Raw genomic sequence first — 6751 nt, forward strand, 5'->3', positions numbered from 1 at the left:
TTCCTCGCCGCCGTCCGCGCCGCGCACCGGCCGCGCCTCGTGGTCGCCTGATGCGCCTCGCGCCGGCGACGATCGCAGCTCTGTACCAGGCGGCGTGCCTGGCCGAGCTCGACGCCCTGAAGCCCGGCAACGTCCACGCCTACGCGGCCGGGCACCGGATGGCGGTGTCGGATTTCGTCGCCAGCGCCGCCGCCTCGGCACCGGCACTCGCGGGTGCCGGGACCGGCGTCGGCGCACGGGTCCGCGATGCGGTTGCGGCGACGTTTGCCGCGATCGGCCAGAATACGAACCTCGGCATCCTCCTGCTCTGCGCGCCGCTGGCGGTGGCGGCCGAACGCGCGAGCACCGTGGCCGCGGTGCTGGCCGGGCTCGAACCGGCAGATGCGCAGGCCGTCTTCGAGGCGATCCGCCTCGCCAACCCCGGCGGGCTGGGCCAGGCCGCCCGGCACGACGTGTCTGAGCCGGCCCCGGATTCGTTGCGTGCGGCGATGGAAGAGGCGGCGCCGCGCGACCGCATCGCCCGCGCCTACGTCGACGGATTCGGCGACCTGTTCGCGGTCGGGCTTCCGGCGCTGGCGGGCGCACGCGGGCAGAGGCTCGATCCGGCCTGGTGCACCACCGCCGTGCATCTGGCCTACCTGCAGGCCTTTCCCGACAGCCACGTGGCGCGCAAGCACGGGGCGGAGCGGGCTGAATCCGTTCGCGCGCAGGCCGTGGCGGCCTTGGGTGGGCTCGATCTGCGCACCCGGCCGGTCGCGCCGCTGCTCGCCCTCGACGCGGCCTGGAAGGCAGCCGGAATCAATCCCGGCACCAGCGCGGATTTCACGGTGGCGACGCTCTTCGCCGACGCGCTGGCATCCGCTGGCGCCCGGTTGGCGGACGCGGCGCGCGTCGCCTGAAAAAGTTCCCTGCGTCAAGCGCCGGGCCGCACTTTTAATATCGATTCCAGCGCGTTGCCATGGGTTGTGACGGGCCGGACCGCGCTGTAGGGTCCGCGCCGCTATCCGGGCTAACCGGCCCGGCTTTTCCAAGGCCGGGCGTCGCGAACAAGGATGGCTTCCGGCCGCGCCCGACTCGACGGGCCGCGGTCCTCGAGTTTGGAATCCAGGGAGAAAACCCGAATGGCAAAGATCACCAAGGTCCAGGTCGGCGAAGCCCTCGTCGGCGACGGCAACGAGGTCGCCCACATCGACCTGATCATCGGACCGCGCGGTTCGCCGGCCGAGACGGCCTTCTGCAACGGCCTCGTGAACAACAAGCACGGCTTCACCAGCCTGCTCGCGGTCATCGCGCCGAACCTGCCGTGCAAGCCCAACACCCTGATGTTCAACAAGGTGACCATCAACGACGCCCGCCAGGCCGTCCAGATGTTCGGCCCCGCGCAGCATGGCGTCGCCATGGCCGTGCAGGACGCCGTCGCCGAGGGCATCATCCCCGCCGATGAGGCCGACGACCTGTTCATCCTGGTCGGCGTGTTCATCCACTGGGAGGCGGCCGACGACGCCAAGATCCAGAAGTACAACTACGAGGCCACCAAGCTGTCGATCCAGCGCGCCGTCTCCGGCGAGCCGAAGGCCGCCACGGTCACCGAGCAGCGCAAGTCCGCGACCCACCCCTTCGCCGCGAACGCTTAGATCGGGGACAGTCCTGGGCAGAGCGCGCCTCCGCCCGCACCGCGGGGCCTGCTCCAGCGACTGGCCTCTATCTTCCTCGGACGATAGAAACACGAAGGCGGGACGGCGAAAGCCGCCCCGCCTTCTTTCGTCTGTCGCGTTCCCTTGCGATGGGCCTGCCGCGGGCGATCCCGACCCGGGCACGCCGATCCCGACGATCCCGAAGCGAGGCCCGGCATGAGCGAGACGAACAACACCTTCAAGAAGGCGCCCAAGCGCAAGGCCGAGAAGGCGCGCACGGTCTCGGTCTCCCCGGAGATGCGGCAGGCCTATGCCGACCTGATCACCGAGAAGGCGACCAAGCAGGAAAGCTACGGGCGCCACCTGCCGGGGACCGAGACGAAGCGGTAGCGCCGTCGGCAGGCTATCGCTTGCGCACGAACTCGGTGCGCAGGACGAGCCCCTTGATCGCGTCGTGGCGGCAGTCGATCTCCTCGGGATCGTCCGTGAGCCGGATCGAGCGGATCACCGTTCCCTGCTTCAGGGTCTGGTTGGCGCCCTTGACCTTCAGGTCCTCGATCAGCGTGACCGAGTCGCCATCAGTCAGCAGGTTGCCGGAGGCGTCGCGCACCTCCGGCCGCGCGGAGGTCGCGGCAGCCGCGCCCGGGGCCAGCCACTCGCCGGTGGCCTCGTCGTATACGTAAGACTCGTCGTCGCCAGCCACGTCCGTACCCTCCCGCCCAAGCTCGGCCCTTCTCGATGCCGAACCGGGCGGAGACAAGAGGTGCGGGACGCTGTTCGGCGATGCGACCGCCCGGGGAGCGGGCTGGCCGCCCGGCCGCCAAGGGATCAGAGAGCGGGCCGGCCGCTTGGCCGGCCCGCGCGGGGGCTCAGCGCTTGAGCGGTCCCGCCTCGATCACGTCCTCGACCGTGCGCAGGCCGGCGCGCGGAGCGTTGACGAGGCAGGCCATGTTGCCGGGGGCGTGCTGGTTCTTCCACATCTTGGTGTGGGCCTGGGGGATCTTATCCCAGGGGAAGACCTCGCTCATGCACGGGTCGATGCGCTGGTCGAGGACGAACTGGTTCGCGGCCGACGCCTGCTTGAGGTGGGCGAAGTGCGAACCCTGGATCCGCTTCTGGCGCATCCAGACGTAGCGGGCGTCGAAGGTGATGTTGAAGCCGGTGGTGCCGGCGCAGAACACGATCATGCCGCCGCGCTTGGCGACCAGCGTCGAGACCGGAAAGGTCGACTCGCCCGGGTGCTCGAACACGATGTCGACGTCGTTGCCCTTGCCGGTGATGTCCCAGATCGCCTTGCCGAACTTGCGGGCTTCCTTGAGCCAGGTGTTGTACTCAGGCGAGTTGACCTTCGGCAGCTGGCCCCAACAATCGAACTCCTTGCGATTGATCACGCCCTTGGCGCCAAGGCTCATGACGTAGTCGCGCTTGGTGTCGTCGGAGATCACCGCGATGGCGTTGGCGCCGGACGCCGCGCAAAGCTGCACCGCGAACACGCCGAGGCCGCCGGATGCGCCCCAGACGAGGACGTTCTGGCCCGGGCGCACGGTGTGCGGCGCGTGGCCGAACAGCATGCGGTAAGCGGTGGCGAGCGTCAGCGTGTAGCAGGCCGCCTCCTCCCAGGTGAGGTGCTTCGGGCGGACCATGAGCTGGCGCGACTGCACCCGGCAGTACTGGGCGAAGGAGCCGTCACCGGTCTCGTAACCCCAGATGCGCTGCGAGGGCGAGAACATCGGGTCGCCGCCGTTGCACTCCTCGTCGTCGCCGTCGTCGCGGTTGCAGTGGACGATGACCTCGTCGCCGACCTTCCAGCGCTTCACCTTGGCGCCGACCTTCCAAACGATGCCGGAGGCGTCCGAGCCCGCGATGTGGTACTCGCCCTTGTGCACGTCGAAGGGCGAGATCGGCTCGCCGAGGCCGGCCCAGACGCCGTTGTAGTTCACGCCGGCGGCCATGACGTAGACCAGCACCTCGTCGTCGCCGATGTCCCAGACCGGCAGGATTTCGAGCTGGTGCGACTGCTCCGGCGGCCCGTGCCGCTCGCGGCGGATCGCCCAGGCGTACATCTTGGCGGGCACGTGGCCCAGCGGCGGGATCTCGCCCATCTCGTAGAGGTCCTTGACCTCGCCCGTCCCGGCACCGGCCGGTTGCAATGCCGCGCTGGCAGCCATCGTCGCTCTCCTGATCGTTTCGTGTCCACGCGCGGTTCTGACGACGCCGCGGTTCCGGCTTAGCGCTATAACGACGAAGCAGAGGGCGTCCAAGGGTCTGCAAGTCGTCCAAAAGGCCAGGAACCCGGCGACCGACAAGAAAAATGGCGCCGGCTTAGGCCGAGGCGCGCTGGATACAAAATTAACTTGGTGGCCGACCAAAAACTATTCGCGGACCGTGCACTTCGTCTGAACGCTCAAGACCTCGGTGAAAGAAGTCGGCTTGCACCTGGTACCTGTAGCCGATCACCGAGCCCTGGACAGGCCGGCCCTTGTCCAGCAGCGCGCACCGATTCCGGGACGCGCACGTCCTCAAATTTCCTTAGCGGCCGCCCTCAGTATTTTGCGCATCCAGCGCGCCACGGGAACGAAAGCCGACGCCCGGCATATGATGACGGCTCGCGGCCGCTTCGCTACGGTGCGCCGCAAGGGGCGGGGCGAGCTGGCCGCGCGACGAACAAATCAGCGGAGACGGGTGACATGAGCGCGAGCGCGAGCGTCGACGAGGTGAAGCGCGACAAGCCTCAGCGCGACAAGCCCTGGATCATCCGCACCTATGCAGGCCATTCGAACGCCAAGGAGTCGAACGCGCTCTACCGCGGCAACCTGGCCAAGGGGCAGACCGGCCTGTCGGTGGCCTTCGACCTGCCGACCCAGACCGGCTACGACCCCGACCACGAGCTCGCCCGCGGCGAGGTCGGCAAGGTCGGCGTCTCGATCGCGCATCTCGGCGACATGCGGACCCTGTTCGACCAGATCCCGCTGCAGCAGATGAACACCTCGATGACGATCAACGCCACGGCGCCGTGGCTGTTGTCGCTCTACCTCGCGGTGGCCGAGGAGCAGGGCGCGCCGTTCTCAGGGCTGCAGGGCACCACGCAGAACGACATCATCAAGGAATACCTCTCGCGCGGCACCTACGTGTTCCCGCCCGCGCCGAGCCTGCGGCTGACCAAGGACGTGATCCTGTTCACGACCAAGGAAGTGCCGAAGTGGAACCCGATGAACGTCTGCTCCTACCATCTGCAGGAGGCCGGGGCGACGCCGGTGCAGGAGCTGTCCTACGCCCTCGCCATCGCCATCGCGGTGCTGGACACGGTGCGGGACGACCCCGATTTCGATCCCGAGAGCTTCCCCGAGGTGTTCGGCCGGATCTCGTTCTTCGTGAACGCGGGCCTGCGCTTCGTCACCGAGATCTGCAAGATGCGGGCGTTCTCGGAACTCTGGGACGAGATCGCCCAGGAGCGCTACGGCATCGACGACCCGAAGAAGCGCATCTTCCGCTACGGCGTGCAGGTCAACAGTCTCGGACTTACGGAACAGCAGCCTGAGAACAACGTCCACCGCATCCTGATCGAGATGCTGGCGGTGACGCTGTCGAAGCGGGCCCGCGCCCGCGCCGTGCAGCTTCCAGCCTGGAACGAGGCGCTCGGCCTGCCGCGCCCGTGGGACCAGCAATGGTCGATGCGGATGCAGCAGATCCTCGCCTTCGAGACGGACCTCCTCGAATACGACGACATCTTCGACGGCTCGAAGGTGATCGACGCCAAGGTCGAGGCCTTGAAGGTCGAGACCCGAGCCGAGCTGGAGCGCATCGGCGGCATCGGCGGCGCGGTCGCGGCGGTCGAGACCGGTGCGCTCAAGCGCTCGCTCGTCGAATCCAACGCTCGCCGCATCTCGGCGATCGAGGCCGGCGACCAGATCGTCGTCGGCGTCAACAAGTGGCAGCAGGGCGAGCCTTCGCCGCTGACCGCGGGCGAGGGCGCGATCTTCACCGTGTCCGAGACCGTCGAGATGGAGGCCGAGGCCCGCATCCGCGAATGGCGCACCAAGCGCGACGACGCCGCCGTCGGCAAGGCGCTCGAGGAGCTGGAAGCCGCCGCGCGCTCGGGCGCCAACATCATGCCGGTCTCGATCGCCGCGGCGAAGGCCGGCGTCACCACCGGCGAATGGGGGCAGCGTCTGCGCGAAGTGTTCGGCGAGTACCGCGCGCCGACCGGCGTCACCCTGCAGACCGTCTCGTCCGGTGCGGCGGAGGAGGCGAAGCTCCTGATCGCCGACCTCGGCGAGCGCCTCGGCGAGCAGCCGCGCCTCGTCGTCGGCAAGCCCGGCCTCGACGGCCACTCGAACGGCGCCGAGCAGATCGCGCTCCGCGCCCGCGACGTCGGCTTCGACGTCACCTACGACGGCATCCGCCAGACCCCCGCCGAGATCGTCGCGAAGGCGAAGGAGACCGCCGCCCACGTGGTCGGGCTCTCGATCCTTTCGGGCAGCCACGTGCCGCTGGTGCGCGACGTGAAGGCGAAGATGCGCGAGGCGGGCCTCGACCACATCCCCCTCGTCGTCGGCGGCATCATCTCGCCCGACGACGAGCTCGTGCTCAAGAACATGGGCGTCTCGGCGGTCTACACCCCGAAGGACTACGTCATCGACACGATCATGATCGGCCTCTGCAAGGTGGTCGAGCGCTCGATCGACAAGACCAACCGCACCGCCGGCGCCGCCAAGGGCAAGGACGAGGCCGCGCAGGTCTATTGAGGCAGCGTCGCCGTCGGGGCGAGGCCATGCGCGCCCGGCGGCTTCACCCGTCGGGCCGGCCGGCGTAGAGCGGCGTCATGCTCGCTCCCCTCATCGCAGTTCCTATGGCGGCGGCCCTCAGCGCCGGCCTGATCGTCCGGCTGCGACCGCTGCTGGTGCGCTACGCGTTGGCCGGGCCCAACGCCCGTTCCAGCCATACCGAGCCGACGCCCCAGGGCGGGGGGATCGCCGTCGTCGCGGCGACGCTGGCCGTCACCGGGTTGCTAATCGCCGCGCCGGAAGCGAGCCGGGACGTGCTGGTGCTGGGGTTCGGCGCCGTGGTGCTGGCGCTCGTCGGCGCCGTCGACGACATCCGGCCGCTGCCGGCTTGGG

6 protein-coding genes and 1 pseudogene are annotated in these 6751 nt (G+C 69.0%); 5 read left to right on the top strand and 2 right to left on the bottom strand.

Annotated elements, in window-relative coordinates:
* Nucleotides 1-50 precede the first annotated feature (50 nt).
* The 3 genes from FV222_RS14035 (at nucleotide 51) to FV222_RS29650 (ending at nucleotide 2024) form a co-directional block, all read left to right on the top strand.
* The gene (locus FV222_RS14035) at nucleotides 51-899 is read left to right on the top strand and encodes a triphosphoribosyl-dephospho-CoA synthase (protein WP_147814732.1); all 849 of its coding nucleotides are present in this window, start codon (nucleotides 51-53) and stop codon (nucleotides 897-899) included.
* A gap of 222 nt (nucleotides 900-1121) precedes the next feature.
* On the top strand, nucleotides 1122-1634 hold the full coding sequence (gene fae / locus FV222_RS14040; RefSeq protein WP_147750994.1) for a 5,6,7,8-tetrahydromethanopterin hydro-lyase: 513 nt from the start codon (nucleotides 1122-1124) through the stop codon (nucleotides 1632-1634).
* 216 nt (nucleotides 1635-1850) lie between these two features.
* Complete coding sequence (locus tag FV222_RS29650; RefSeq protein ID WP_187273586.1) at nucleotides 1851-2024, top strand: hypothetical protein; 174 nt, start codon at nucleotides 1851-1853, stop codon at nucleotides 2022-2024.
* Nucleotides 2025-2037: 13 nt separating this feature from the next.
* On the opposite strand, the gene FV222_RS14045 is transcribed toward FV222_RS29650, so the two are convergent.
* Entirely contained in the window at nucleotides 2038-2337 is a 300-nt protein-coding gene (locus FV222_RS14045; protein WP_147814734.1) for an alkylphosphonate utilization protein, read from the bottom strand.
* 166 nt (nucleotides 2338-2503) lie between these two features.
* A complete protein-coding gene (gene ccrA / locus FV222_RS14050) occupies nucleotides 2504-3802 on the bottom strand; it encodes a crotonyl-CoA carboxylase/reductase (protein ID WP_147750996.1) in 1299 nt (432 codons plus the stop codon).
* A 519-nt stretch (nucleotides 3803-4321) separates the two neighbouring features.
* Here ccrA and FV222_RS14055 point away from each other — a divergent pair.
* Both FV222_RS14055 and FV222_RS14060 read left to right on the top strand, forming a co-directional pair.
* Complete coding sequence (locus tag FV222_RS14055; protein ID WP_147814736.1) at nucleotides 4322-6379, top strand: protein meaA; 2058 nt, start codon at nucleotides 4322-4324, stop codon at nucleotides 6377-6379.
* Nucleotides 6380-6456: 77 nt separating this feature from the next.
* A pseudogene (locus FV222_RS14060) lies at nucleotides 6457-6751 on the top strand (glycosyl transferase); the annotation flags it as partial.

It is taken from the genome of Methylobacterium sp. WL103 (assembly GCF_008039885.1).
In the GTDB taxonomy this organism is placed as follows: Bacteria; Pseudomonadota; Alphaproteobacteria; order Rhizobiales; family Beijerinckiaceae; genus Methylobacterium; species Methylobacterium cerastii.

Coding starts and splice junctions, on each gene's coding strand:
- FV222_RS14035 (WP_147814732.1), top strand. CDS start 51: ATGCGCCTCGCGCCGGCGACGATCGCAGCTCTGTACCAGGCGGCGTGC.
- fae (WP_147750994.1), top strand. CDS start 1,122: ATGGCAAAGATCACCAAGGTCCAGGTCGGCGAAGCCCTCGTCGGCGAC.
- FV222_RS29650 (WP_187273586.1), top strand. CDS start 1,851: ATGAGCGAGACGAACAACACCTTCAAGAAGGCGCCCAAGCGCAAGGCC.
- ccrA (WP_147750996.1), bottom strand. CDS start 3,802: ATGGCTGCCAGCGCGGCATTGCAACCGGCCGGTGCCGGGACGGGCGAG.
- FV222_RS14055 (WP_147814736.1), top strand. CDS start 4,322: ATGAGCGCGAGCGCGAGCGTCGACGAGGTGAAGCGCGACAAGCCTCAG.